At 73.8% G+C, this 23,325-nt stretch carries 27 protein-coding genes; 23 read left to right on the forward strand and 4 right to left on the reverse strand.

Annotated features, from left to right (window positions below):
* Window positions 1–173: 173 nt before the first annotated feature.
* Complete coding sequence (locus tag ACZ34W_RS08460; protein WP_030918248.1) at window positions 174–377, reverse strand: cold-shock protein; 204 nt, start codon at window positions 375–377, stop codon at window positions 174–176.
* 514 nt (window positions 378–891) lie between these two features.
* On the opposite strand from ACZ34W_RS08460, the gene ACZ34W_RS08465 reads away from it, so the two are divergent.
* On the forward strand, window positions 892–1,119 hold the full coding sequence (locus tag ACZ34W_RS08465) for a hypothetical protein (RefSeq protein ID WP_329486196.1): 228 nt from the start codon (window positions 892–894) through the stop codon (window positions 1,117–1,119).
* A 204-nt stretch (window positions 1,120–1,323) separates the two neighbouring features.
* On the opposite strand, the gene ACZ34W_RS08470 is transcribed toward ACZ34W_RS08465, so the two are convergent.
* The gene (locus tag ACZ34W_RS08470; RefSeq protein WP_329486195.1) at window positions 1,324–1,878 is read right to left on the reverse strand and encodes a GNAT family N-acetyltransferase; all 555 of its coding nucleotides are present in this window, start codon (window positions 1,876–1,878) and stop codon (window positions 1,324–1,326) included.
* A 98-nt stretch (window positions 1,879–1,976) separates the two neighbouring features.
* On the opposite strand from ACZ34W_RS08470, the gene ACZ34W_RS08475 reads away from it, so the two are divergent.
* From ACZ34W_RS08475 to hypE, 22 genes are all read left to right on the forward strand, one after another.
* On the forward strand, window positions 1,977–2,378 hold the full coding sequence (locus ACZ34W_RS08475) for a hypothetical protein (RefSeq protein ID WP_465602664.1): 402 nt from the start codon (window positions 1,977–1,979) through the stop codon (window positions 2,376–2,378).
* A gap of 88 nt (window positions 2,379–2,466) precedes the next feature.
* Window positions 2,467–3,174 (forward strand): alpha/beta fold hydrolase, encoded by a 708-nt coding sequence (locus ACZ34W_RS08480; RefSeq protein ID WP_465602666.1) that lies wholly within the window; start codon window positions 2,467–2,469, stop codon window positions 3,172–3,174.
* A gap of 26 nt (window positions 3,175–3,200) precedes the next feature.
* Window positions 3,201–3,473 (forward strand): hypothetical protein, encoded by a 273-nt coding sequence (locus ACZ34W_RS08485; protein ID WP_465602668.1) that lies wholly within the window; start codon window positions 3,201–3,203, stop codon window positions 3,471–3,473.
* Window positions 3,474–3,629: 156 nt separating this feature from the next.
* Window positions 3,630–4,577 carry a Gfo/Idh/MocA family protein gene (locus ACZ34W_RS08490; RefSeq protein ID WP_329486190.1) on the forward strand — a complete coding sequence of 316 codons (948 nt, stop codon included), beginning with the start codon at window positions 3,630–3,632 and terminating at the stop codon, window positions 4,575–4,577.
* Between the two features lie 70 nt (window positions 4,578–4,647).
* Window positions 4,648–5,346, forward strand: a complete 699-nt coding sequence (locus tag ACZ34W_RS08495) for a hypothetical protein (RefSeq protein WP_465602670.1) — start codon at window positions 4,648–4,650, stop codon at window positions 5,344–5,346.
* A 136-nt stretch (window positions 5,347–5,482) separates the two neighbouring features.
* On the forward strand, window positions 5,483–5,680 hold the full coding sequence (locus ACZ34W_RS08500; RefSeq protein WP_329486187.1) for a hypothetical protein: 198 nt from the start codon (window positions 5,483–5,485) through the stop codon (window positions 5,678–5,680).
* Between the two features lie 178 nt (window positions 5,681–5,858).
* On the forward strand, window positions 5,859–6,602 hold the full coding sequence (locus tag ACZ34W_RS08505) for a GNAT family N-acetyltransferase (protein ID WP_465602672.1): 744 nt from the start codon (window positions 5,859–5,861) through the stop codon (window positions 6,600–6,602).
* An 85-nt stretch (window positions 6,603–6,687) separates the two neighbouring features.
* Complete coding sequence (locus tag ACZ34W_RS08510; RefSeq protein ID WP_396486497.1) at window positions 6,688–7,599, forward strand: glutathione S-transferase C-terminal domain-containing protein; 912 nt, start codon at window positions 6,688–6,690, stop codon at window positions 7,597–7,599.
* A 631-nt stretch (window positions 7,600–8,230) separates the two neighbouring features.
* On the forward strand, window positions 8,231–9,286 hold the full coding sequence (locus tag ACZ34W_RS08515) for an NADH-quinone oxidoreductase subunit B family protein (RefSeq protein ID WP_352294821.1): 1,056 nt from the start codon (window positions 8,231–8,233) through the stop codon (window positions 9,284–9,286).
* An 81-nt stretch (window positions 9,287–9,367) separates the two neighbouring features.
* Window positions 9,368–11,152 (forward strand): nickel-dependent hydrogenase large subunit, encoded by a 1,785-nt coding sequence (locus ACZ34W_RS08520; RefSeq protein WP_465602675.1) that lies wholly within the window; start codon window positions 9,368–9,370, stop codon window positions 11,150–11,152.
* Window positions 11,149–11,616, forward strand: a complete 468-nt coding sequence (locus tag ACZ34W_RS08525) for a thioredoxin (protein WP_329486182.1) — start codon at window positions 11,149–11,151, stop codon at window positions 11,614–11,616. The genes ACZ34W_RS08520 and ACZ34W_RS08525 overlap by 4 nt, the downstream gene beginning before the upstream one ends.
* Complete coding sequence (locus ACZ34W_RS08530) at window positions 11,613–12,263, forward strand: DUF5947 family protein (RefSeq protein WP_329486181.1); 651 nt, start codon at window positions 11,613–11,615, stop codon at window positions 12,261–12,263. Before ACZ34W_RS08525 ends, ACZ34W_RS08530 begins: the two co-directional genes overlap by 4 nt.
* Window positions 12,260–12,904 carry a DUF6084 family protein gene (locus tag ACZ34W_RS08535; RefSeq protein WP_465602677.1) on the forward strand — a complete coding sequence of 215 codons (645 nt, stop codon included), beginning with the start codon at window positions 12,260–12,262 and terminating at the stop codon, window positions 12,902–12,904. Before ACZ34W_RS08530 ends, ACZ34W_RS08535 begins: the two co-directional genes overlap by 4 nt.
* Entirely contained in the window at window positions 12,901–14,271 is a 1,371-nt protein-coding gene (locus tag ACZ34W_RS08540) for a hypothetical protein (RefSeq protein ID WP_465602679.1), read from the forward strand. Before ACZ34W_RS08535 ends, ACZ34W_RS08540 begins: the two co-directional genes overlap by 4 nt.
* Entirely contained in the window at window positions 14,268–14,774 is a 507-nt protein-coding gene (locus ACZ34W_RS08545; RefSeq protein WP_329486178.1) for a hydrogenase maturation protease, read from the forward strand. Before ACZ34W_RS08540 ends, ACZ34W_RS08545 begins: the two co-directional genes overlap by 4 nt.
* On the forward strand, window positions 14,768–14,872 hold the full coding sequence (locus tag ACZ34W_RS08550; protein WP_396486495.1) for a DUF6893 family small protein: 105 nt from the start codon (window positions 14,768–14,770) through the stop codon (window positions 14,870–14,872). The genes ACZ34W_RS08545 and ACZ34W_RS08550 overlap by 7 nt, the downstream gene beginning before the upstream one ends.
* Before the next feature lie 119 nt (window positions 14,873–14,991).
* Complete coding sequence (gene hypA / locus ACZ34W_RS08555) at window positions 14,992–15,372, forward strand: hydrogenase maturation nickel metallochaperone HypA (protein ID WP_329486177.1); 381 nt, start codon at window positions 14,992–14,994, stop codon at window positions 15,370–15,372.
* 5 nt (window positions 15,373–15,377) lie between these two features.
* Window positions 15,378–16,181 (forward strand): hydrogenase nickel incorporation protein HypB, encoded by an 804-nt coding sequence (gene hypB / locus ACZ34W_RS08560; RefSeq protein WP_329486176.1) that lies wholly within the window; start codon window positions 15,378–15,380, stop codon window positions 16,179–16,181.
* A complete protein-coding gene (hypF, locus tag ACZ34W_RS08565) occupies window positions 16,178–18,499 on the forward strand; it encodes a carbamoyltransferase HypF (RefSeq protein ID WP_465602683.1) in 2,322 nt (773 codons plus the stop codon). Before hypB ends, hypF begins: the two co-directional genes overlap by 4 nt.
* Window positions 18,500–18,513: 14 nt before the next feature.
* Complete coding sequence (locus ACZ34W_RS08570; protein WP_352292380.1) at window positions 18,514–18,801, forward strand: HypC/HybG/HupF family hydrogenase formation chaperone; 288 nt, start codon at window positions 18,514–18,516, stop codon at window positions 18,799–18,801.
* Window positions 18,798–19,922, forward strand: a complete 1,125-nt coding sequence (hypD, locus tag ACZ34W_RS08575; RefSeq protein ID WP_329486173.1) for a hydrogenase formation protein HypD — start codon at window positions 18,798–18,800, stop codon at window positions 19,920–19,922. Before ACZ34W_RS08570 ends, hypD begins: the two co-directional genes overlap by 4 nt.
* 40 nt (window positions 19,923–19,962) lie before the next feature.
* Complete coding sequence (gene hypE, locus ACZ34W_RS08580) at window positions 19,963–21,036, forward strand: hydrogenase expression/formation protein HypE (RefSeq protein ID WP_442906934.1); 1,074 nt, start codon at window positions 19,963–19,965, stop codon at window positions 21,034–21,036.
* A 111-nt stretch (window positions 21,037–21,147) separates the two neighbouring features.
* Here hypE and ACZ34W_RS08585 read toward each other — a convergent pair whose 3' ends face one another.
* Entirely contained in the window at window positions 21,148–21,603 is a 456-nt protein-coding gene (locus tag ACZ34W_RS08585) for a hypothetical protein (protein ID WP_465602686.1), read from the reverse strand.
* Window positions 21,604–21,846: 243 nt separating this feature from the next.
* The gene (locus ACZ34W_RS08590; protein ID WP_465602688.1) at window positions 21,847–23,196 is read right to left on the reverse strand and encodes a M14 family metallopeptidase; all 1,350 of its coding nucleotides are present in this window, start codon (window positions 23,194–23,196) and stop codon (window positions 21,847–21,849) included.
* Window positions 23,197–23,325: the final 129 nt, after the last annotated feature.

Raw genomic sequence — 23,325 nt, forward strand, 5'->3', positions numbered from 1 at the left:
GGCGGGGCGCCGACCCGGACGCGGCGCGGAGCAGCTCGCGTGGGGAAGGCCGCCGGTGGCGGAGCCGGGAATGAAGCCCGGGCAGCGGTGGGTCCTGCGAAAAGCCGAGGGGCCCGCACCAGGCATGAACGCGGTGCGGGCCCCTCGCTGCCGGGCGGGTGCCGTGGCAGAAACTACAGCGGACGAATGTTCTCGGCCTGCGGGCCCTTCTGGCCCTGCGTGACGTCGAACTCGACCTTCTGGCCCTCGAGCAGCTCACGGAAGCCGTTGGCGTTGATGTTCGAGTAGTGGGCGAAGACGTCGGGGCCGCCACCCTCCTGCTCGATGAAGCCGAAGCCCTTTTCCGCGTTGAACCACTTCACAGTGCCATTAGCCATAAAGAAATCTCCTTCAAGGGGCTGTCCGGAGCTCGCACGGTGCGTGCTCCGAGATGCCGCGATGATGACCCACCCGGGGAAGAGCCGGGAAACAGAAATGCGCCTGCGAGACCTCAGCAGGCCCACACAAAGTTCATGGGAACCACTACTGCAACTCATTCGACTCTAGCAGGCCGGGGGTCTCCGTGGTGGAGGGATTCACCCCCGGCGGCTCCGCGTCCCCGCCCGGGGCCGACTGTCGCGGCGGCGGAAGCATCGCCAACCGGTCGGCCGCCCGGCGGAGTTGGCGTCCCGGTGCGCGGGGCCGGCCGGGCCTGCGAATCGCTCGAAAGAGCGGCGGGCACAGGTGTGCTGCCCGCCCCCGCCGACGCGGTTCGCGCCGGTGGCAGACCGTCCGCGGCCGCGAAATTCCGTCGGCGCGGTGGTGAACCGCACCATACGGATTCCGGTTATGTGCGAATTCGAGACCTTCCGGAGGGCCCACTGGGGCGAGTTCCGGCGCATACTGGGGGAGATGACGAAATCAGCAGCAGTCCGGCGTACTCTGCCCACCAGCCCCTTCAAGGCCCGGGTCGAAGCTCCTCTCAAACGGTTCGCCGTCGGCGACAGGGTCACCCACGACACGTACGGCCTCGGCCGGGCCATCGCCGTCGAGGGTGGCGGTGACATCGCGGTACTGGTCGACTTCGGTTCACGGCAGGAACGGATCACACAGCCGTACACCGCCATGTTCAAGCTCTGATCCGCGGTTCGACCTCCACCCGGGGCGCCCCGGGGCCGTGCGGCCCCGGCGGCGCGGTGCTGTCCCGCCGCACCGGCCCGGCACCCGTGCCGCCGTGGAGTTCCGGCGGCCGGCCCGTCCGTCTGCCCTAGCGGCGCCGGGCACTCCCCCCGTGCTCCGGCCGCGCTGTCTCTGCCGCCCCGGTCGCCCGTCCGGTGCGGCCGGTCACAGCCCTGTCCGCGCCCGGGTCAGCCGCCAGACCTTGTCCACCCCGGTCTGCGCGGGCGCCAGGCGCTCGGCGGGCCGGCAGAGGTGCTCGGCGAAGCCGAGGCGCGCCGGTACGGCGCCGCTCGCCCGGTTCGCCGGGTCGTGGACGATCTCGACGTGGTCGACGCCGGGCAGCAGAAACGCCTCGTCGACCAGGGCCCGGACGGCTCTGGTGGCCAGACCGCGGCCGGTGGCGGCGGGGTGCAGCCAGTAGCCGATCTCCAGGCCGTCGCCCGGCAGGCCCTCGCGGCGGAACAGCTGGCAGGCGCCGACGATGCCCCGCTCCGTCACCATCGCGTAGGTGAACGCGGCGCCGCTCTCCCACTGCTCGGCGCGGCCGGCCAGGAAGGCACGGGTGGCGTCGGGGCTGTGCGTGGCGACCCAGGGCATCCACGGGCGGAGGTGCTCCAGGGACTCCTCGATCACCCGGAAGAGCTCGGGAAGGTCCGCCTCGCCGTCGAAGCGGCGCAGCGTGAGGTCGTCCAGCGTGATCGACTCGGGCGGAGTGGTCATGCCGAGAGCCTCGCCCACGAGCCGTCCCGGTCACAACCGGATTCTCCCGTCGGGAAGGCCCGGAGCGGGGGCGGAGTGAGGCCGACTCGCGGACGACCGTGCGCAAGCCCAGCACGTTCCGGGTGGCGGGCACCTGGCCGGGCTCGTTCACCGACCGGGCGACCAGGGCGGCGAGTTCCTCCCCGCCCGGCCGGGCCGGATGGCCGGTGGTCGGCCTCGGGCGGCCCGGCATGATCGTCTTCTCCGTGGTCAACGGACTGGCCTTCGGCTGCTTCACGGCCGTCGACACCGCGCCGGTCACCATGGTGCTGCCCGAGGCGGAGGACGCCGCCCGGGACATGGGCGGGCTCGACATCGCCAATCCCTGTCCGCGGACCCTGGTGCCCTTCGTCGCCTCCGTCGTGCCCGGCCTCGGCGGCCGCACCCCGCTGTTCCTGCTCGGCGCGGCCCTCGCCGGGGTCGGCGCCCTCGCGCTGAAGCCGGTCCGCGGTGTTCGCTGAGTACGCCGGCACCTCCCGGCACACCCACGACGTTCACCCGACCGAGTACGTCCGCCCACCCGAGCGTTCCCAGAAAGGTTTCCATCTCGTGAAGTTGCACACCCAGGAGTGGGGTTCCGGCGACCGCGTCGCCCTGCTGGTGCACGGCATCATGTCCGACCACCGCACCTGGCGGCGGGTCGGCCCGGCCCTGGCCGCGCGCGGGTACCGCGTCATCGCCGTCGACCAGCGCGGCCACGGCCGGAGCCCGCGCGGTACCGGCGGGAGCCCGCAGGAGCGGTACGCCCTGGAGGCCTACGCCAAGGACCTCGTCGAGACGCTGCCGGCCGGCGCGGAGCTGGCCGTCGGCCACTCGCTCGGCGGCATCAGCCTGCTGGGCGCGGTCGAGCGGCTGAAGCCGGCCCGCGCCGTGTATGTCGACCCGGCCTGGCAGTTCGGCCGGATCGAGGGCGCCGACCCGCGGATGTTCGTGGAGTTCCGGCACGCCACCCGGGAGCAGATCGCCGAGTTCAACCCCCGCTGGGAGGCCGCCGACGTGGACGTCGAACTCGCCACCCTCGCGGCCTGGGACGAGGAGTCCGCGCTCGCCCTGTCCGGCCAGGAGTGCGGCCTGCCGGCCGCACCGGCCGTGCCCTCGCTGGTGCTCCTGGCCGACCGGAGCTTCCTGGTGAGCACCGAGGACGCCGAACTGCTGCGCGCCCGGGGCTTCGAGGTGCGCACCGTGCCCGGCGCCGGCCACACCGTCCACCGGGACGATCACGACGGTTTCCTGGCCGGGCTCGACGGCTGGATCTGAACCATGACGAGGACGAGGAGTTCGCCGTGACCGCCGGCGCCAGGCGGGAGGCCGCCCTCGCGCGACTGGACCTCACCGCCGAGGCCGCCCTGCGGAGCGGGGCCGACCTGTGGTCGCTGCCCGCCGGCGAGGCGGTCGGCCTCGGCCGGCTGACCGCCCGGGTGAGCACCCCGCCGCGGGCGGTGCGGACCCGGGACACCGCCGCGCGCGCCTGGGCGGCCCGCCCCGGCGGGTCCACCGTCTCGGCCGGCCGCCACATGGCGGAGCGCCCGCTGACGCGGGCGCTCGACGTCGACTGAGCGGGGGACGGTGGGGCCCCGACCGGTGGCCGGGTCCCCACCGCGCCGGCACCGCCGCACCCGTCCGCCGGGTGCGCCGGGCCACCCCGCCGGCCGCCGGGGGAGCGGCGAGTAGGGTGGGCCGGGCCGATGATCGTCCGGACCACTGGAGCACCGATGAGCCTGACCTCCGCCCCCGACGCTCTCCTCCCCGTCGGGGTGATCGGGCTCGGCGACATCGCCCAGAAGGCCTACCTCCCGGTCCTCGGCACGCTGCCCGGCCTCGACCTGCGCCTGATGACCCGGGACCGGGCCAAGCTGGACCGGATCGGCGAGGCCCACCGGATCGCGCCCGAGCACCGGTTCACCGACCTCGGCGCGCTGATCGGCAGCGGCATCCGGGCCGCCTTCGTGCACGCCGCCACCGACCAGCACGTCCCGATCGTCGAGCAGTTGCTGACGGCCGGGGTCGACGTCTACGTGGACAAGCCGCTCGACCAGACCCTGGACGGGTCCCGCCGGCTGGTCGACCTCGCCGACCGCACGGGCCGCTCGCTGATGGTCGGTTTCAACCGCCGCTACGCGCCCGGCTACGTGCAGGCGAAGGAGCGGCCGCGCGACCTGATCGTCCTGCAGAAGAACCGCGAGGGCCTGCCCGAGGCGCCGCGCTCGATGGTCTTCGACGACTTCATCCACGTGGTGGACCTGCTGCGCTTCCTGGCGCCCGGTGAGATCGAGCAGGTCGACGTCCGCTCCCGGGTGCGCGACGGCCTCGTCGAGCACGTCGTCCTCACCCTCTCCGGTGAGGGCTTCACCGCCCTGGGCATCATGAACCGCGTCTCCGGCTCCACCGAGGAGATCCTCCAGGTCTCCGGCGGGGACTCCAAGCGCGAGGTCCACAACCTCGCCGACGTGATCGACCACCGCGGCCAGCCCACGATCCGCCGTCGCGGCGACTGGGTCCCGGTGGCCCGCCAGCGCGGCATCGAGCAGGTCGTCCTCGCCTTCCTCGACGCCGTCCGGACCGGAAAGACGATCGACGCCCACGACGCCCTGCGCACCCATGAGCTCTGCGAGCTGATCGTCGGGCGCCTGGAGGGAACGGCGACGGCCGCCACCCGGTAGGAGCCGCCCCGCCCCGGCCCCGGCTGGTGAGCCTGCGGCCGCGATCCGGGCCGCGAGGTGACAATGGGGCATGCCCTCCAGCCCCCACCCGACGGATCCGCGGCGGATGACGCCGGACCGGGCCGCGGTGAACGGCGAGCACTGGTGGCCGGTGGTGCTGGCGGTCGCGGTCGTCGCGATGCTCCACGTGACGCTGCCGGCCCGCTACCGGGTCGACCCCGCCTGGGTGCTGCCGGTCGCCGTGGGCTCGTTGCTGGCGGTGCTGATCATCGGCGACCCGGGCCGGATCGACCGGCAGAAGGCCTGGCTCCGGGTCGTCACCCAGCTGCTGATCGGCGCCATCACGGTGGCCAACGTGTTCGCGGGCGTCCATCTGGTGGTGGACATCCTGACCGACAACAAGCTGTTCGCGAACAACGCCGTCGGGCTGCTGGCGACCGGCGGCGTGGTCTGGGTGACGAACGTGGTGGCCTTCGCGCTCTGGTACTGGAGCCTGGACCGCGGCGGCGCCGCCGCCCGCGCCCACCGGCCCTTCGCGAACCCGGCGTTCGTGTTCCCCGAGATGCAGTACCCGGACCACGCGCCGGCCGCCTGGGTGCCGCGGTTCGCCGACTACCTGACGCTCTCGTTCTGGACCGCCACGGCCTTCAGCCCCACCGACGTCTCGGCGGTCAGACGGTGGGCCAAGCTGCTGATGATGGCGCAGGCGGCGACCTCCCTCGCGCTGGGCGCCCTGGTCGTCGCCCGGGCGATCAACATCCTGCAGTGAACGCGCTGTGAGCACGGTGCGACGGCACTGTTTCGGCCCGGCGTCGGCGTCCGGCGATTCGGGATTGCCCCTGGTCCCGGGCCGGTCGAGCGGTACTGTGGACCTTCACGGTTGCCGGACGCGAAACGGACGGGCGATGCACGCACGCCAACTGCGGGGCGGGCGGGTGGTCTTCGGACACCCGCTGCGGCCGCGCGCGGCGTTCCGCCCGCAGGCCGGAGCCCACGCGGCCGCCGGCACCCGGACCCCCGGCACCCGGACCGGTGGTGCCCGGCTGGTGCGGCGCCGCTGGATCGACGGGGTCGGCTCCCCGACCGGCCTCTGTCGCCCGTAACCGCCCGTAACCGCCCGTCGTCACGGGTGCCCGGCGCCCCGTTACGCCCGGCAGCCCCGCTCCGCCGTGGCCCGTCCCGGCTGCCCGGCCCCCGGCAGCCGCCCGAGGTCCTGCCCCCGGCCGGCGACGCCCCGGGCCGAAGCGACCGAGAAGACCGAGATCGAGGAACGGCTCCCGCATGCCCCAGTACCCCGTGCTCATCCCCGACGACGCCCCGGACACCGCCGAGCGGCGCCACCCCCTGGACAACCCGGCCCGCGCCGCCCTGCTCGGCCCGCACGCCCACCTGGCCGAGCGAAGCGGCGAGGTGCTGCGCTACCCGGCCGACGTGTCGCCGTTCGTCGCCCTCCCCGACCGGCCCGACCGGGAGACCTGGCGGGACGTCGCGGCGCTGTACGGCCCGGGCGCCGTCGTCGCCGCCACCGGCTCCCCGGACGCCGTCCCGGCCGACTGGGAGATCCTGCTGCGGGGCCGGGGAGTCCAGCTGGTGGACGACGGCGTCCGGGCCCGGCCCGACGAGGAGGCCGTCCGGCTGGGCCCCGCCGACGTACCGGAGATGCTGGCGCTGGTGGAGCACGCCCGGCCCGGCCCGTTCCTGCCCCGGACCATCGAACTCGGCGGCTACCTGGGCATCCGCCGCGGCGGCGCGCTGGTCGCGATGGCGGGGGAGCGCCTGCGCCCGCCGGGCTGGACCGAGATCAGCGCCGTCTGCACGGCCGAGTCCCACCGGGGCCGGGGGCTCGGCTCCCGGCTGGTCCGGGCGGTCGCGGCCGGGATCCGTGAGCGGGGCGACACGCCGTTCCTGCACACCTCCGCCGAGAACACCACCGCGATCCGGCTCTACGAGTCGCTGGGGTTCCGGCTGCGCCGGCACGTCACCTTCCTGGGCCTGCGGACGCCCGGCGCGGGCCCGGGCGCGTGACGAAGCCCCGGCGCCCCGCCTCCGCACCGAGACCACCCGCCGAGCCGCACCGTTCCACCTTTCCGAGGAGTCCGAGGAGTTCGATGTGAGTCAGAACGTGCCCTACGCCAGCCCCGCCGACACCGCCGTCCACGGCGAGTACCGGATCACCAGGGCTCCCGGCGACGAGCGCCCGCTGTACCGCTTCACCGGGCGGATCACCGCCGACGGGAGCAGCGGCTTCGCCGCCGAGCCCGGCCGCTACCACATCTACGCCGGCTGGTTCTGCCCCTGGGCGCAGCGCACCACCATCCAGCGCGCTCTCAACGGGCTGGAGGACGTCGTCTCGGTCTCCTACGTCGACGGCCGCCGTGACGGCCGCGGCTGGGCCTTCCGGGAGACCTACGGGCCGGACCCGGTGAACGGGTTCACCCTGCTGCGCGACGCGTACGAGCGGACCGAGCCCGGTTTCGACGGGCACATCTCGGTGCCGACGCTCTGGGACCGCCGGACCGGTCGGGTGGTCAGCAACGACTTCCGGACCATAGGCATCGACCTGGCGACCCAGTTCGGCCGGTGGAGCAACGGCGCCGACACCTACCCGGAGGACCTCCGGGCCGAGATCGACGCGCTGGACGCCCGGCTGGGCCCGGCCGTGAACCACGGCGCGGGCGCGGCGGCCGGCACCGGGGACGCCGCGCTCGCGGCCCGCGCCCTGCTGCTGGAGACCTTCGCGGAGCTGGACGCCCGGCTGGCCACCAGCCGCTACCTGCTGGGCGACCGGCTGACCGAGGCCGATGTGCGGCTCTGGGTGACGCTGGTGCGCTACGACGTCGGGCCCAACCACGCGCGCGCGGTGAACCCCGGTCTGGCCGCGTACCCGCACCTGTGGGCCTACGCCCGCGATCTCTACCAGCGGAAGCCGTTCACCGGCACCACGGACTTCGCCGCCTTCACCGAGCCGGGCGCGAGCGTCCCGGACTGGCACGCCCCGGTGGAGCGTCCGCTTCCCGCCTGAGTCCGGCGGCCCGGGGCCGCGGACCCGAACGGCCGGTGCACCGGGAACCATCTTCGGTGCACCGGCCGTTCCGTCTGTGGTGGGCGCCGCTGACCAGGGCGCCGACCGGTCGCGGAGGCGCGGCGGCGGCGCCCTGACGGGCCGTCGGTCGACCTCCGGACGTCCGCCCGGTAGCGGTACGTGGATATGACATGTACGCTGCGTATCGCTGGTTGTACAGCATGCGGGCCTGGCCGCCGCTCCGTGGGGGGAGTCACGTCCAGGCCCGGTCGCCGGCCGGGGCCTCGGTTGCGCTCGTGGGGGAGCTTCAACCGGGGCCCTTCGGCGGGCTACTGACGGTATGCCCGCTCGCGGCCTGGTTCAGTCATGTCAAATTCGCCGGCGCCGCCCCGAGGCCGGGGCGCGGCCGCCCGGACGGACTCCGGCCCGCTCCGCACCGCCTCCCGCGCCGCCTCCCGCGCCGCCCTCCATGCCGCCCGCAGGGTGACCGCCCGGCTGCTCCGAACGGCCCTCCCGGCTTGCGCTCCGTCCGGGTGCTCGCCCGGCCCTGCGGACCGGCGGGCCGCCGCAACCGCTGCTATGACTGGTTTGAGCCTTTTTGTCCGGCTCCCAGTTCCGAGGAGGCATCCTCATGGGTGCTGCAGCAACGAGCGCCACCGACGCTGACGTGGTGCACATTCTCTGGATCAACGCGGGCCTGAGCTGCGACGGTGACTCGGTCTCCCTGACCGCGGCCATGCAGCCGAGCATCGAGGAGATCGTCACCGGCGCGCTGCCGGGCCTGCCGAAGATCGCCGTCCACTGGCCGCTGATCGACTTCGAGTGCGGGCCGGTCCAGGGCGCGGACAACTTCGTGGAGTGGTTCTTCAAGGCGGACCGCGGGGAACTCGACCCGTTCGTCCTGGTCGTCGAGGGATCCATCCCGAACGAGAGCATCAAGGAGGAGGGCTACTGGTGCGGTTTCGGCGACGATCCGCGGACCGGTCAGCCGATCACCACCAGTGAGTGGCTGGACCGGCTCGCGCCCAAGGCCACGGCGGTCGTCGCGATCGGCACCTGCGCCACCTACGGCGGCATCCACGCCATGGCCGGCAACCCGACCGGTGCCATGGGCGTTCCCGACTACCTGGGCTGGGACTGGAAGTCCAAGGCCGGCCTGCCCATCGTCTGCGTGCCGGGCTGCCCCATCCAGCCCGACAACTTCTCCGAGACCCTGACCTACCTGCTCTACCAGCTGGCCGGCTCCGCGCCGATGATCCCGCTGGACGACAAGCTGCGCCCGACCTGGCTGTTCGGCGCCACCGTGCACGAGGGCTGCGACCGCGGCGGCTACTACGAGCAGGGCCAGTTCGCCACCGAGTACGGCACCCCGGAGTGCCTGGTACGGCTGGGCTGTTGGGGCCCGGTCGTCAAGTGCAACGTGACCAAGCGCGGCTGGATCAACGGCATCGGCGGCTGTCCCAACGTGGGCGGCATCTGCATCGCCTGCACGATGCCCGGCTTCCCGGACAAGTTCATGCCCTTCATGGACCCGCCGCCGGGCTCGCACATCTCGGCCAACGCCAGCTCCGCGTACGGCGCGGTGATCCGGCGACTGCGCTCGATCACCATGAAGACCCTCGACAAGGAACCGAAGTGGCGCCACCCGGGGCGCACGCTGACGACCGGTTACCGCACACCGCGGTGACCAGGCGGGCCGCCGCACCCCCGTGCGGCGGCCCGCTCCGCCGCTGACCCTCCCCGCTTCCAGAAGGGCACGACAGACACGATGGCACCGACGACGAAGGCAGCCGGCGACGGCAGCGGCCTGGTGGAGATGTCCTGGGACCCGATCACCCGGATCGTGGGCAGCCTCGGCATCCACACGAAGATCGACTTCAAGCAGAAGAAGGTGGCGGAGTGCTACAGCACCTCGTCCGTCTTCCGCGGCTACAGCGTCTTCATGCGGGGCAAGGATCCGCGCGACGCGCACTTCATCACCAGCCGCATCTGCGGCATCTGCGGCGACAACCACGCCACCTGCTCCGTCTACGCGCAGAACATGGCGTACGGGGTGAAGCCGCCGCACCTCGGTGAGTGGATCATCAACCTCGGCGAGGCCGCCGAGTACATGTTCGACCACAACATCTTCCAGGAGAACCTGGTCGGGGTCGACTACTGCGAGAAGATGGTCCGCGAGACCAACCCCGGCGTCCTGGAGCTGGCCGAGCGCACCGCGGCCCCGCACGCCGGCGACCACGGGTACCGGACGATCGCCGACATCATGCACTCGCTCAACCCGATCGAGGGCGAGTTCTACCGCGAGGCGCTGCAGGTCAGCCGCTACACCCGGGAGATGTTCTGCCTCATGGAGGGCCGCCACGTGCACCCCTCCACGCTCTACCCGGGCGGCGTCGGCACGGTGGCGACGGTCCAGCTCTTCACCGACTACCTGACCCGGCTGATGCGGTACGTGGAGTTCATGAAGAAGGTCGTGCCGCTCCACGACGACCTCTTCGACTTCTTCTACGAGGCGCTGCCCGGCTACGAGGAGGTCGGCCGGCGTCGCATCCTGCTCGGCTGCTGGGGGAGCCTCAACGACCCGGACCACTGCGACTTCACGTACCGGAACATGACCGACTGGGGCCGGAAGATGTTCGTCACCCCGGGCGTGGTCGTCGACGGCAAGCTGGTCACCAACGACCTGACCGAGATCAACCTCGGCATCCGCATCCTGCTCGGCAGCTCCTACTACGAGGACTGGGAGGGCAAGGAGCTCTTCGTCACCCACGACCCGCTGGGCAACCCGGTCGACCCCAGGCACCCCTGGAACCAGCACACCGTCCCCGCGCCGCAGAAGCGCGACTTCGACGACAAGTACAGCTGGGTGATGTCCCCCCGCTGGTTCGACGGCAAGGACCACCTCGCGCTCGACACCGGCGGCGGCCCGATCGCCCGCCTCTGGTCCACCGCGCTCTCCGGGCTGGTCGACATCGGCTACATCAAGGCCACCGGCCACAGCGTGCAGATCAACCTGCCGCGCTCGATGACCAAGCCGGAGACCACCTTCGAGTGGAAGATCCCGCGCTGGAGCAACGCCATCGAGCGCAACCGCGCCCGGACGTACTTCCAGGCCTACGCGGCCGCGGCGGCCCTGCACTTCGCGGAGAAGGCCCTCGCCGAGGTCCGGGCCGGGCGCAGCCAGACCTGGGAGCGCTTCGAGGTGCCGGACGAGTCGATCGGCTGCGGCTTCACCGAGGCCGTGCGCGGCGTGCTGTCGCACCACATGGTGATCCGCGACGGCAAGATCGCCAACTACCACCCGTACCCGCCGACGCCGTGGAACGCCAGCGTCCGCGACAGCTACGGCACGCCCGGCCCGTACGAGGACGCGGTGCAGAACACGCCGATCTTCGAGGAGAACTCGCCGGAGAACTTCAAGGGCATCGACATCATGCGGGCCGTGCGCAGCTTCGACCCCTGTCTGCCCTGCGGCGTCCACATGTACGTCGGCGGCGGCCGGACCGTGCAGAAGATGCACGTCCCCACCGGCCTGAGCGGGCTCACCGCATGACGGCGGAGGAGACCGGGCTGCGGATCCAGGAGGCGCTGGACCAGCTGGCCGGCGGCGACGGGCAGGGGGCCGGCGAGCAGCTGGTCCGCGAGCTGATGGCCTTCTACGGGGACGGCCTCACCCGGCTCGTCCGGGCCCTGCCGCCGCAGACGCTGCGGCAGCTGCTGGACGACCAGGCGGTGGCCGGGCTGCTCGTCCTGCACGACCTGCACCCCGAGGACGTCACCGCCCGGATCGCCCGCGCACTCGCCGCGCTGCCCGAGCCGGTCGAACTGCTCGGCTTCGACCCCGCGACCGGCACGCTGCGGCTGCGCCGGAGCAGGAGCGGCTGCGGCTGCGGGGAGCAGGACGTCGAGGCCGTGCTGGCCTGCCACGCCCCCGAGGTGACGGCCGTGGAGCTGGAACGCGCGCCGCAGCTGCTGCAGATCGGCACCCGGCCGCCGGCCTCGGCGGAGGTGCGGTGAGCGCCCGTCAGCTCTCCCGCCCCGGCGCCGCCCTGCTGCGCCGGCTGCGCGAGCCCGCGCCCCCGCAGCCGGAGCGCTGCACCTTCTGCGGCCAGCAGCTCCCGCGGGAGCACCGGCACCTGGTGGACACCGAGGAGCAGTCCCTCACCTGTGTCTGCACGGCCTGCGGGCTGCTGTTCCAGCAGCCCGGCGCGGCCGGCGGCCGCTACCGCGGCGTGCCCGACCGCTACCTCGCCGAGCCGGACCACCGGTTCGGCGAGGAGCAGTGGGCGGCGCTCGGCATCCCGGTCGAGACGGCGTTCCTGTTCCGCAACGCCCGGCAGGACCGGCTGGTGCTGCTCTACCCCGGCCCGGGCGGTGCGACCGAGAGCGAACCGGACGAGGCCGACTGGCGGGCCGCGCTCGGCGCGAGCCGGCTCGCCGCCGAACTGGAGCCCGACGTCGAGGCGTTGCTGCTGCGGCACCCGGCGGCGAGCCCGGTCCAGTGCTTCCTGGTGCCGATCGACGTCTGCTACGAGCTGGTCGGCCGGCTGCGGCGGTGCTGGAAGGGCTTCGACGGCGGGGCCGAGGCCCGGGCCGAACTCGACGCCTTCTTCGCCCGGGTGGCCGCCCGGGCCCGCGCGCTCCAACCGGAGGGGGCCTCGTGACCGCGCTGTCCTTCGCCTGCACCGGCGTGCGGCCCGACCCCCACGCGGCCGGGCCGACGCTGGTCCTGCGGCTGCGGATCACCGCCCCCGAAGGGACCAGGGTGCACGCCTTGGCGCTCCGCTGCCAGCTGCGGATCGAACCCGCGCGGCGCTCCTACGGCGAGGCCGAGGGCGAGCGGCTGGCCGACCTGTTCGGCGAGCGCTCCCGCTGGGGCGGCACGCTGCACCCGGTGCAGTTCGCCCAGGTGCCGCTGATGGTGCCCGGCTTCACCGGGGAGACCGAGGTGGACCTGCCCGTCCCGTGCACCTACGACATGGACGTGGCCTCCGCCCGCTACCTCGCGGCGCTGGACGGCGGTGACGTCCCGCTGCTGCTGCTCTTCTCCGGCACCGCGTTCACCGGCCCGGGCGGCTTCCAGGTGGCCCCGGTGCCCTGGGACCGGGAGGCGACGGTGCGGATGCCCGTGCGGGTGTGGCGGGAGATGATCGAGCAGCACTTCCCGGGTTGCGGGTGGCTGCGGCTGCCGGCCGAACTGATGGCGGAACTGCTCGCCTACCGTTCCCGGCGGGCCCTGCCGTCCTGGGACGCGACCGTGCGCGAGCTGCTCGACGCGGTCGGGACCGAGGAGGTCGCCCGGTGAACGCGAACGCCTTCACGGCCGAGACCGAGAGCCGGTTCGCGCAGGCCCGGCAGATCGCCGACGCCGTCCTCTTCGAGGGCTACGTGCTCTATCCCTACCGGGCCTCGGCGGCCAAGAACCGGCTGCGCTGGCAGTTCGGCGTCCTCGTCCCGCCCGGCTACGGCGAGGACAGCGGTGAGCACTCCCACCAGCGCACCGAGTGCCTGATCGAGCCGCGCCCCGGCGACCGGCTGGCGGTGGAGCTGCGGTTCCTCCGCGCGCAGCGGCGGACCGTCCAGCGCGCCACCCCGGGCGGCGGCTTCGAGCCGGTCGACGAGCTGGAGCTGGCCGACCGGGTGCTCGTCCCGTGGGACGAGGGCGTCGAGGAGCGCGTGGAACTCGTCCTCCCCGTCGACGAGCTGGCCGGCGACGGGATCGTCCGGCCGTTCCGGCTGCCGGCCTGCGAGGAGATGGAACTGCTCCGCGAGGACGGCGTGACGGTCGGCCGGCTGCTGCGCCGGCGCGAACAGGCCGACGGCCTCATGCGGCTGACCGCCCGGGACGTCCCCGGACCGTACGAGGTGCGCAGGCTCGCGGTCGTGGTGGAGAACACCGCGCCGTGGCAGCCGGGGCCGGGCGACCGGCGGGAGGCGGCGCTGCCCCGCGCACTGGTCTCGGCACACCTGCTGCTCGGCCTCGACCGGGGCACCTTCCTGTCGGTGACCGACCCGCCCGAATGGGCGAAGGCGGCCGTGGCCGAGTGCCGCAACGAGCACACCTGGCCCGTGCTGGCCGGCCCGCCCGGGCGCGACCAGGTGCTGCTCTCCTCGCCGATCATCCTGGAGGACCATCCGCTGGTCGCCCCGGAGAGCCTCGGCGCGCTCTACGACGCGACCGAGATCGACGAGATCCTCGCCCTGCGGACGGCGGCGCTGACCGAGCGCGAGAAGCGCGAGGCCCGGGGCACGGACGAGCGGGCGGGCGCCGTGATCGACCTCGCCGAGTCGATGCCCCCGGAGGTCCTGGAGCGCCTGCACGGCGCCGTCCGGGGCCTGCGCGAGATCACCGGGTCCACCGCCGAGCAGCCCTGGTGGGACCCTGGCAACGACCCGGAGGTGGACCCGGACCGGGACCGGGTGGTGGTCGACGGCCGCGAGGTCGGGGCCGGCAGCCGCGTCCTGCTCCGGCCCGGCCGGCGGCGCACCGACGCCCAGGACCTCTTCCTGCACGGGCGGACCGCCGTGGTCGAGGCCGTGCTGCACGACGTCGACGGCTCGGTGCACCTCGCCGTCACGGTCGAGGACGACCCGGGCGCGGACCTGTGGCGCGCCCAGGGCCGGTTCCGGTACTTCCAGCCGGACGAGGTCACCCCGCTGGAGGACTCGTGAGCACGGGCCGGGTGCTGGTGGCCGGGGTGGGCAACATCTTCCTCGGTGACGACGGGTTCGGGGTGGAGACGGTCCGGCGGCTGGCCGGGCACCCGCTGCCGGCCGACGTCGAGCTGGTGGACATCGGGGTGCGCGGAGTGCACCTGGCCTACCAGCTGCTGGACGGCTACCGGACGCTCGTGCTGGTCGACGCCACCGCGCGCGGAGGCGAGCCGGGCACGGTGTACCTGATCGAGGCGGACGCCGGCCCGGTGGAGGCGCCCGTCATGGACGGGCACCGGATGGGGCCGGACGCCGTGCTCGCGCTGCTCGCCACGCTGGCCGCCGGGACGGGCGGATCGGCGCCCGAACGGGTGCTCGTGGTGGGGTGCGAGCCGGAGTCGCTGGAGGAGGGCATCGGGCTCAGTGCCCCGGTGGCCGCAGCCGTCGAGGAGGCGGTCGAAGTGGTCCTGCGGATCGTCGGATCGGACGCGCAGGCGCAGAGAGAGGCGTCACCATGCTGAAGAACCTGCTGTGCGCGGCCGTCGCGGCCGCGGTCGTGACCCTGGTCTGGCAGAGCCTGCCCGACCTGAAGCGCTACCTGCGGATCCTGCGGATGTGAGGCCGGATTGCGGCGAACGGTGTACTCCGGGCGCGGTGGCGGCGCGGCTGCGGCCGAGGCCGCCACCGTGCCCTTGTAATGAAGCCTGTCGCCTCCGGCGAGGGGAGGGAGTGGGCCCGATGCACGAGATGTCGATCGCGACGGCCGTCGTCGAGCAGGTGGACGCGGCAGCCCGGGACCACGGGGCGGTCGCGGTGGAGAAGGTGCGCCTCCAGGTCGGCGAACTCGCCGGGGTGGTGCCCTCCGCGCTGGACTTCTGCTTCGAACTGGCCTGCGCCGGAACGCTGGTGGAGGGCGCGAAGCTGGAGACCGAGGCCGTCGCGGCGCGTGCCAGGTGCACCCCGTGCGGCGTCGAGTGGGCCGTGGGCATGCCGCCCGACCTCGGGTGTCCGCGCTGTGGCGGCGCCCGGGTCGAGCTGCTCGCGGGCCGGGAGTTGCAGATCCTCGGCGTCCAGTGGGCCGAGCGCCCGGTGGGCGCGTCGGCCGACCAGGAAGGCTGAAACCGATGTGTCGCACGGTGGAACTCCGGCAGGCGGTCCTCGCCCGCAACGACGACGGCGCCCGCGAGCTGCGCGCCGAACTCGCCGCGCGCGGAACCGTCGTGGTGAACCTGCTGTCCAGCCCCGGCAGCGGGAAGACGGCGCTGCTGGAGGCCGAACTCGGGCTGGCCCGGGCCCGCGGCGTGCCGGTGGCCGCGCTCACCGCGGACCTCGCCACCGAGAACGACGCCCGGCGGCTGGCCCGTTCGGGCGCGCCGGTGAAGCAGGTGCTCACCGACGGGCTGTGCCACCTGGAGACGGCGATGCTCCGCGAGCACCTGGCGGGCTGGCTGCCGCCGGACACCCGGCTGCTCTTCGTCGAGAACGTCGGCAACCTGGTCTGCCCGGCCTCCTACGACCTCGGCGAATCCCTGCGGGTGGTGCTCGCCTCCGTCACGGAGGGGGAGGACAAGCCGCTCAAGTACCCGACGGCCTTCGGGCTGGCGAACCTGGTGCTGGTGACCAAGGCCGACCTCGCGGTGGCGGCGGAGTTCGACGAGGCCGCGTTCCTGGCGAGCGTCGCGCGGGTCAACCCGGGGGTGGAGGTGCTGTTCACCTCCGTCCGGACCGGGCAGGGGGCAGGGGTGCTGCTGGACCGGGCGCTCGCGGTGCTGGACGGCGCCGAGGCCCACCGGCCGGTGATGGCCGGCGCCCCGGGGCACGGGCACTCCCCCGGACACCCGCACGCGCACGGGCCGGGTGAGGGGCACCACCACGGGGACGACGGCGCGCACGCGCATCCGCACGCCCCGGTGGCGGAACGGTCGTGACGGCCGGTCGGCCGGCGGCCGGGCCGCAGCGGCGCCGGGTCGCCGTCCGCGGCCTCGTCCAGGGCGTCGGGTTCCGGCCGTTCGTCTTCACGCTCGCCGCCGAGCTCGGCCTGGCCGGCACCGTCACCAACACCGGGGACGGCGTGCTGGCCGAGGTCGAGGGGCCGCCGGAGTCGGTGGACGCGTTCTGCCGCCGGGTCGCCACCGACGCGCCGCCGCTGGCGCGGGTCGCCTCGGTCGAGCACGAGGCGCTGGCCCTCACCGGCGCGGCCGGGTTCGCCATCACCCCCTCCAGGACCGACGGCACCCGCCGCACACTGATCCCGCCCGACACCGCGACCTGCGCGGACTGCCTCGCCGAGCTAGCCGACCCCGGCGACCGCCGCTACCGGCACCCGTTCATCAGCTGCACCAACTGCGGTCCCCGGCACACCATCGTGACCGGTCTGCCGTACGACCGGGCCAACACCACGATGGCCGGCTTCCCGCTCTGCCCGGACTGCGAGCGGGAGTACACCGACCCGGCCGACCGGCGCTTCCACGCCCAGCCGCTCTGCTGCCACGCGTGCGGACCGAGGCTCGCGCTGGTCGTGCCCGGGCTGCCGTCGCTCGAAGGCGAGGCGGCGCTCACCGAGGCCCGGCGGCTGCTCGCCGACGGCGCGATCCTGGCTGTCAAGGGCATCGGCGGCTACCACCTGGCCTGCGACGCGCTGAACGAGCGGAGCGTGGCCCGGCTGCGCCGGCGCAAGCGGCGCGGCGCCAAGCCCTTCGCCCTGATGGCGCGCGACCTCGCCGAGATCGCGCCGCTGCTCCGCCCCGACCCGGTCGAGGAGGAACTGCTCACCGGCGCCGTCCGGCCGATCGTCCTGCTGCGCCGCCGGGGGCCGCTGCCGGCGGCGCTGGAGGCGGTGGCGCCGCGCAGCCCCGACCTCGGGGTGATGCTCCCCTACACCCCCCTGCACCAGCTGCTGATCGCCCCGCCCGGCCCCGGGCTGCTCGTGATGACCAGCGCCAACCTCTCCGGCGAACCGGTCGTGACGGAGGACCGGGACGCGTTCGCCCGGCTGGCACCGCTGGTCGACGCCTGGCTGACGCACGACCGGCCGATCCACGTCCCGTGCGAGGACTCGGTGGTGCGGGTGGTGGACGGCGAGCAACTGCCGATCCGGCGCTCGCGCGGCCACGCACCGCTGCCGCTGCCGCTCCCGGCCCCCGTCCGGCCCGTGCTGGCCGTCGGCGGCGACCTCAAGACCACCTTCGCGCTGGCCCAGGACGGCTACGCCTGGCTGTCCGGCCACATCGGGGACATGGACGACCTCGCCACCCTGGAGGCCTTCGACCGTGCGGTGGCCCATCTCGGCGCGGTCACCGGCGTCCGGCCCGAGCTGCTGGCGGTGGACCGCCACCCCGGCTACCGGTCCGTGCGGCACGCCCGGAGCACCGCCGGCGGGCGGGAGGTGCGGACGGTGCAGCACCACCACGCGCACGTCGCCTCGGTGATGGCCGAACACGGCCTCGACGGCGGCCGGCCCGTTCTGGGGGTCGCCTTCGACGGCACCGGCTTCGGTGACGACGGTGCGGTGTGGGGCGGCGAGGTCCTGCTGGCCGACTACGACGGCTACCGCCGCCTCGCCCACCTCGCCTACGTCCCGCTGCCGGGCGGGGACGCGGCGGTGGCGCGGCCCTACCGGACGGCGCTCGCCCAGCTGTTCGCGGCCGGGCTCCCGTGGGCGCCCGAGCTGCCACCCGTCCTGGCCTGCCCGGAGAACGAACGGCTGGTACTGAAGCGGCAGTTGGAGCGCTCGCTGAACTGTGCGCCGACCTCCAGCATGGGGCGGCTGTTCGATGCGGTGTCCGCCCTCGCCGGGATCTGCCAGCGGGTCGAGTACGAGGCGCAGGCGGCGATCGAGCTGGAGGGCGCGGCGCTGGCGCACGGCCCGGCGGAGGGGGCCTACGCCTTCGGGCTGCGGCCGGTGGACGGGACGCTGGTCGCAGACCCGGCGCCGGTGCTGGCCGCGGTGGTGGCCGACCTGGCCGCCGGCGCCCCGGCCGGCCTGATCGCGGCGCGCTTCCACGACGCGGTCGCGGGGCTGGTCCGCCGGGTCTGCGCGGTGGCCCGGGAGGAGCACGGGACCGGGACGGTCGCGCTGACCGGCGGGGTCTTCGCCAACGCGCTGCTGTCCTCGGCCTGCGCGGAGGGCCTGCGGGCGGACGGATTCACCGTGTTGCGGCACCGCCGGGTGCCGCCCAACGACGGAGGACTGGCGCTCGGGCAGCTGATGGTGGCCGCCCGGGCCGCCGGCCCGGCCGCCATCTGAGAGGAGAGACCCGGATGTGTCTGGCGGTGCCCGGAAGAGTGGTGGAGATCGCGGAACGCGACGGAGCCAGGATGGCGGTGGTCGACTTCGGCGGAGTCGTCAAGGACGTGTGCCTGGAGTACCTGCCGGACCTGCGGGTGGGTGAGTACGCCATCGTGCACGTCGGGTTCGCGCTGCAGCGCCTGGACGAGGAGTCGGCCCGCCGGACGCTGGAGCTCTTCGCCGAGATCGGCCTGCTGCAGGAGGAGTTCGGCGATCCGTGGGAAGCGGCGGCCGCGGCCGTACGGGAGGAGCAGCAGTGAAGTACCTGGAGGACTTCCAGAACCCGGAGCTGGCGGCCGGCCTGCTCGCGGACATCAGGGCGACGGTCACCAGGCCGTGGGCGCTGATGGAGGTGTGCGGCGGGCAGACGCACACCATCATCCGGCAGGGGATCGACCAACTCCTGCCGGAAGAGGTCGAGTTGATCCACGGGCCGGGCTGCCCGGTCTGTGTCACCCCGCTGGAGGTGATCGACCGGGCGCTGGCGATCGCGGCCCGGCCCGAGGTGATCTTCTGCTCGTTCGGCGACATGCTCCGGGTGCCGGGTAGCGACCGCGACCTCTTCCGGGTCCGGAGCGAGGGCGGTGACGTCCGGGTGGTCTACTCGCCACTCGACGCGCTGAAGGTCGCCCGGGAGAACCCGCACCGCGAGGTCGTCTTCTTCGGCATCGGCTTCGAGACCACCGCTCCGCCCAACGCGATGGCCGTCCACCAGGCCCGGAAGCAGGGGCTGCGCAACTTCAGCATGCTCGTCTCGCACGTCCGGGTGCCCCCGGCCATCGAGGCCATCATGACCTCGCCGGACTGCCGGGTGCAGGGCTTCCTGGCCGCCGGGCACGTCTGCAGCGTGATGGGCACCGGCGAGTACCCCGAACTGGCCGAGCGCCACCGGGTGCCGATCGTGGTCACCGGCTTCGAGCCGCTCGACATCCTGGAGGGGATCCGGCGCACCGTGCGGCAGTTGGAGCGCGGCGAGCACACCGTGGAGAACGCCTACGCCCGGGCTGTGCGCCCGGAGGGCAACCCGGCGGCCCGGGCCATGCTGGAGGACGTCTTCGAGGTGGCCGACCGGGCCTGGCGCGGGATCGGGGTGATCCCGCGGAGCGGCTGGCGGCTCTCCCCGCGCTACCGCGACCACGACGCCGAGTACCGCTTCGACGTCACCGGCATCACCACCCGCGAGCCGGCGCAGTGCCGCAGCGGGGAGGTCCTCCAGGGGCTGCTGAAGCCCGACCAGTGCGAGGCCTTCGGCACCACCTGCACTCCGCGCACCCCGCTCGGCGCCACCATGGTGTCCAGCGAAGGGGCCTGCGCCGCGTACTACCTCTACCGCCGGCTGAGCACGCCGGCCGTTCCCCGGGAGGCGAGCCCCGTTGGCTGAGGCCGAGGTTCTGACCGGGTCGGGCGCCGTGCCGGTGGCCGTGCCCTCCGAGGCGCCGTCCGAGGCGCCGGACTTCTCCGGGTGGAGCTGCCCGCTGCCCCTGCGCGACCACCCCCGGGTGGTGATGGGGCACGGCGGCGGCGGCGCGATGTCGGCCGAGCTGGTGGAGAACATCTTCGCCCCGGCCTTCGGCGGCGCCGCGCTCGCCGCCCTCGGGGACTCCGCCGTGCTGGAACTCGGCGGAGCGAGGCTCGCCTTCTCCACCGACTCCTACGTCGTGCGGCCGCTGTTCTTCCCCGGCGGCAGCATCGGGGACCTCGCCGTCAACGGGACGGTCAACGACCTCGCGATGAGCGGGGCCCGCGCGGCCTACCTGTCCTGCGGGTTCATCCTGGAGGAGGGCGTGGAGATGGCCGTGGTGGACCGGGTCGCCCGGGCGCTCGGGGCTGCCGCGCGACTGGCCGGGGTGGAGGTCGCCACCGGTGACACCAAGGTCGTCGAGGCCGGTCACGGCGACGGCGTCTACCTCAACACCGCCGGCATCGGCCTCGTCCCGGCCGGGGTGGACATCAGGCCGCAGCGGGCCGCCCCCGGGGACGTGGTGATCGTCAGCGGGGAGATCGGGCTGCACGGGGTCGCGATCATGAGCGTGCGCGAGGGCCTGGAGTTCGGCGTGGAGATCGAGAGCGACTGCGCCGCGCTCGGCGGCCTGGTGGACGCGATGCTGGCGGTCACCCCGGACCTGCACGTGCTGCGCGACCCCACCCGGGGCGGCCTGGCCGCGGCGCTCAACGAGATCGCGGCGGCGGCCGGGGTGGGCGTCAGGATCGGCGAACGTGCCGTGCCGGTGCCGCCGCAGGTCGCCAACGCCTGTGCGGTGCTGGGCCTCGACCCGATGTACGTCGCCAACGAGGGCAAGCTGGTGGCCTTCGTGCCGCGCGAGCAGGCGGACGCGGTGCTCGCCGCGATGCGGGCGCACCCGCTGGGCGCGGGAGCGACCGTGATCGGCGAGTGCGTGGCGGAGCACCCCGGCATGGTCGTCGCCCGCACGGCGCTCGGCGGCACCCGGGTGGTCGACCTGCCGATGGGTGAGCAACTGCCGCGCATCTGTTAGGTCCTGAGGGCTGGCCTGGCTCGCTCCGGCCAGGCTCGGCGGGCCCGGCCGGGTGTGCGCCCGGCCGGGCCCGGTCATGTCCGCCGGGCGCACCGGCGAAGGGCCGGACCGTCAGCAGGTGACCGGGACCTCGGTGGTGACGGGCCTGGCGGGCCACCCGGCGGACGAGACCGCGAACGAGGCGCGCACGGTGGAGCCGCACGGCACCGTGCCGCGCACGCCCTCGACCAGCACCGACCGGCTCTGGAAGGTCAGCGTCTGCCGCGTCGTCCCGAGGGTGATCCCGCCGGCGACGCTGCCGGTCAGGACCGCCTCGACCTCCGTCGGCCGGGGGAGCGGGCTGCCGGGGCTCGGCGGGCCGGCCAGGCCGATGTGGCCGGTGAACTCGATGCTGTCGCCGCTCACGGTGGCGCACACCTTGGTCGCCAGACCGGCCTGCAGACCGTAGTTGTCGCAGATCACCGTGGGGGCGTCGGCGACGGCTGCCGCACCGGCCGGAGCCGCGACGACCGGAACCGTACCCAGGGCGACCGCTGCGGCGGCCGTCGTCAGGATCTTGCGAGTCATGGGAAGCCTTCTCCTGTGTGAAGGGGGCTCCTGGGCGGTCCAGGAGCTCGTTGCAATGTGATATTGCACTATGCTCCTTGAGCTGAGGCATCGTCAAATTGAACGGGAAAAGACGAGTTGGCATGGAGGACGTTCGTCCGGAACGCGCACCGTCAGCGCGGGGGTCCCGGAACCGCTCCCGCCGACGCGGGGACGCCGCACCGGCCGGGTCCGTGAGGCCCCGGCCGGTGCGGCGTCCGCGGTTCAGGAGGCGATGCCGCAGTACTGCTGCTGCTTTCCGATCGCGCGGTACATGCAGTCGGCGGTCTCCACCAGGCGCAGCACCGCCTCGCGGTTGCGGCTGGTCTCGCGCCCGATCACCTCGTCGGGCGGGTAGAAGCCGCTGCTGCCGTTCGGGCCGGGGTACATCTCGAAGGTGTAGGCGAAGACCCGCTGGGTGCCCCACAGCCAGTCGTCGATCGAGCCGTCGGTGATGTACAGGTCGCTCGACTGCTCGGGGGTGTAGCCGTTGGTGCCGGCCATGGCCCGGCCGAAGGTCGCGAAGGTGTTGTACTCGTCGGCCGTCATCCCGGTGGCGGTGTTGGCCGTGGTCCAGCCGAACGGCCAGAGCACCAGCTGGCTGTAGGTGTGGAAGTCGATGGCGGCGGTGATCTGCTGCTTGCCGCCGACCACGCGGGTGCGGACGAAGTCGGCGACCACCTTGGTCTCCTTGGCGGACTCCGGGGCGGCGCCCCGGTAGGTCTCGTTGGAGGTGGAGCCGGAGGAGCCGCCGCAGCAGCCCCACTTGTAGTCCCAGTTGCGGTTCAGGTCGGTGCCCACGCTGCTGCTGCCCGCGTTGGGCTGGCGGTCCTTGCGCCAGCTGCGGTAGCGGCCGGTGGCGATGTCGTACTCGCCGCCGTCCGGGTTGAGGTCGGGGATCACCCAGATCTCCCGGCTGTTGACGGCGTTGGCGATCCGGCCGTCGGTGGCGTACTTGTCGCCGAACTCGTGGAGCAGGTACAGCGACATCTCGACGGTGAGGTGCTCGCGGGCGTGCTGGTGGGCGGTGAACAGCACTTCGGGTTCGTTCTCGTCGGTGCCGACGTTGTCGCTGATCTTGACGGCGACGATCGGCCGGCCCTCGTACGAGGTGCCGATGACCCGCTTGCTCATGATGTCGGGGTGCGCCGCCACGACGGCGTCGATGTCGGCGGTGGCCTCCGCGTAGTTGTGGTACCCGGAGTCGGCGGACGGGAAGTCGTACACCGCGGCGACGACGCCCGGTGTGCCGGCCCCGTCGCCGTACACCGGCTCCGGCAGCGGGCTGGGGGACCAGCCGAGCGCCCGCAGCCGGTCCGCCTCGGCGGCGGTCGCGGTGACCACCACGGAATCGGAGCGCACGGCGTCGACGGACGCGCCGGTGGCGGCGACGGCGGTGCGTTCGGCGACGGTGCGGGGGCCGTCGAGGACGTACTGCCGGGCGGAGTCGGGGGCCGCGGCCGGGCCGGCGGTGACCGGCTGGGCGGCGACCTGGGCGGTGAGCGGGGAGGCGAGCGCGAGAGCCAGCACGGCGGCGGCGACCGCGGCGGGCTTCCCTCGGCGGGGCAGTCGCATGACTGTCCTCCTGTGGGGGGTCCGTAGGGACGGAACGGGGAGGAGGTGCGGCGCGCGCCAGCACGATGGTGCGCCGCTGTCATGGATTCGTCAAGGAGTCGGGCTGCCGCCGGTGCCCGGGGCCCCGGC

The sequence above is a fragment of the Kitasatospora sp. NPDC022856 genome (assembly GCF_055561235.1).

Excerpts from the sequence above, each read along its gene's own strand:
- ACZ34W_RS08460 (WP_030918248.1), bottom strand. The coding sequence starts at position 377 with ATGGCTAATGGCACTGTGAAGTGGTTCAACGCGGAAAAGGGCTTCGGC.
- ACZ34W_RS08465 (WP_329486196.1), top strand. The coding sequence starts at position 892 with ATGACGAAATCAGCAGCAGTCCGGCGTACTCTGCCCACCAGCCCCTTC.
- ACZ34W_RS08470 (WP_329486195.1), bottom strand. The coding sequence starts at position 1,878 with ATGACCACTCCGCCCGAGTCGATCACGCTGGACGACCTCACGCTGCGC.
- ACZ34W_RS08490 (WP_329486190.1), top strand. The coding sequence starts at position 3,630 with ATGAGCCTGACCTCCGCCCCCGACGCTCTCCTCCCCGTCGGGGTGATC.
- ACZ34W_RS08495 (WP_465602670.1), top strand. The coding sequence starts at position 4,648 with ATGCCCTCCAGCCCCCACCCGACGGATCCGCGGCGGATGACGCCGGAC.
- ACZ34W_RS08500 (WP_329486187.1), top strand. The coding sequence starts at position 5,483 with ATGCACGCACGCCAACTGCGGGGCGGGCGGGTGGTCTTCGGACACCCG.
- ACZ34W_RS08505 (WP_465602672.1), top strand. The coding sequence starts at position 5,859 with ATGCCCCAGTACCCCGTGCTCATCCCCGACGACGCCCCGGACACCGCC.
- ACZ34W_RS08515 (WP_352294821.1), top strand. The coding sequence starts at position 8,231 with ATGGGTGCTGCAGCAACGAGCGCCACCGACGCTGACGTGGTGCACATT.
- ACZ34W_RS08520 (WP_465602675.1), top strand. The coding sequence starts at position 9,368 with ATGGCACCGACGACGAAGGCAGCCGGCGACGGCAGCGGCCTGGTGGAG.
- ACZ34W_RS08525 (WP_329486182.1), top strand. The coding sequence starts at position 11,149 with ATGACGGCGGAGGAGACCGGGCTGCGGATCCAGGAGGCGCTGGACCAG.
- ACZ34W_RS08550 (WP_396486495.1), top strand. The coding sequence starts at position 14,768 with ATGCTGAAGAACCTGCTGTGCGCGGCCGTCGCGGCCGCGGTCGTGACC.
- hypA (WP_329486177.1), top strand. The coding sequence starts at position 14,992 with ATGCACGAGATGTCGATCGCGACGGCCGTCGTCGAGCAGGTGGACGCG.
- hypB (WP_329486176.1), top strand. The coding sequence starts at position 15,378 with ATGTGTCGCACGGTGGAACTCCGGCAGGCGGTCCTCGCCCGCAACGAC.
- ACZ34W_RS08570 (WP_352292380.1), top strand. The coding sequence starts at position 18,514 with ATGTGTCTGGCGGTGCCCGGAAGAGTGGTGGAGATCGCGGAACGCGAC.
- ACZ34W_RS08585 (WP_465602686.1), bottom strand. The coding sequence starts at position 21,603 with ATGACTCGCAAGATCCTGACGACGGCCGCCGCAGCGGTCGCCCTGGGT.
- ACZ34W_RS08590 (WP_465602688.1), bottom strand. The coding sequence starts at position 23,196 with ATGCGACTGCCCCGCCGAGGGAAGCCCGCCGCGGTCGCCGCCGCCGTG.